At 44.0% G+C, this 1,235-nt stretch carries 1 protein-coding gene; it reads right to left on the bottom strand.

Translation table 11 applies throughout. The features are described 5' to 3' along the window. Position 1 precedes the first annotated feature (1 nt). Positions 2-1,235: TonB-dependent receptor plug domain-containing protein (locus AB5935_RS26865; protein ID WP_368327963.1), on the bottom strand; the 1,234-nt coding region annotated here is incomplete at its 5' end.

Raw genomic sequence — 1,235 nt, 5'->3', positions numbered from 1 at the left:
GTTAGAAAGTGACGTCCATTTTCAGTACGAAAGTACGTGGAGCAGCAACTGCCATTGGGCGGTAGCTGTATTCTTTATTCAACAGGTTATTCACCATAAACTGGAAAGCTACTTCTTTTGTGGCTTTTACTCCGAAGCGCACGTCAACAGTGGCATAGTCCGTATTATGTTTTTTCCAGTAAGTAGCCAGTGTCTCTCCTTTTGAATAACCGAAAAGGATGCCACGTACATAATCCATCAGGTCTTTCTGCTGTTTCTCGCGTTCGTCCAACATCAGATAGTCAACTGCCAGAATTTTGCTCTTCCATGCTACATTGGCACCGACATTGATACGTTTCCACTGGAAATCTACCGTAGCTTTAAAACTGTGCTTCGGGCGATATTTAAGGTACTTACCTGTGTTCGATTTCTCTTTCATCTGAAGAGGATCGGTATAAAGCCCCTCTACTGCATTACGTTCCTGATAGTCAGCATCGCATGGCTCCGTGTATACATATCCCAAGTTATAGAACAACTTCGTGTTCTTATTGAAATTATACACGCCGTTCGTTGAGATTTCTACTCCGTAAATCTGGGCTTTCGATACATTGTGGAACTGGGCTCCGATACCGAACCCTTTGCCATCTGTCAGCATCTGGAATGCATCGCCTATGCTATTAATCATCGTGTAATTGGCATTGTTGAACAGCCCGAACTGGAATTCAACCATGTCTTTATACTGTGTATAGAATCCGGCAACATCCACAAAACCCTGGAAATTACCGATTTTGTATCCTTGCTTAATCCCCAATTCCGCATTAAATCCTTTTTCCGGCTTAATGTCCAGATTCGGATAAACACCGACTCCACCGATATCCTTGCGCAGGTATTTTTCATTGATAGACGGATTACGGTAACCCTGTCCGAAGCTGGCACGGATAAAACTGTAATCAGCCAACTGATAATTTAATCCTGCACGGAACACCGGACGGAACGGAACCTTGGTTCCGAAGATCTTTGTTTCCGCTTCACGATGATGATTGTTCACCCGATAATATTCGGCACGTACACCGGCAGATACACTCAAGCGATCCCAGAAACGCTGGTCATACTGGAAGAAAGCGGCTATGTTATCACTTTTATAGACCTCATCCATGATGGCGGAATCATAACGTACATGCTCATAAGTGGCTCCCGTAGTGATTTGCGCACCACTGTCCCATTTCTTGTTGAATTGATAGTCGAGATAGTAGTTC

This window comes from Phocaeicola sp. RTP21198st1_B8_RTP21198_201120, assembly GCF_040929485.1.
Classification (GTDB): Bacteria; Bacteroidota; Bacteroidia; order Bacteroidales; family Bacteroidaceae; genus Phocaeicola; species Phocaeicola dorei.
The sequence above is the reverse complement of the archived record's forward strand: the minus strand, read 5'-3'. Positions and strand labels throughout refer to the sequence as shown.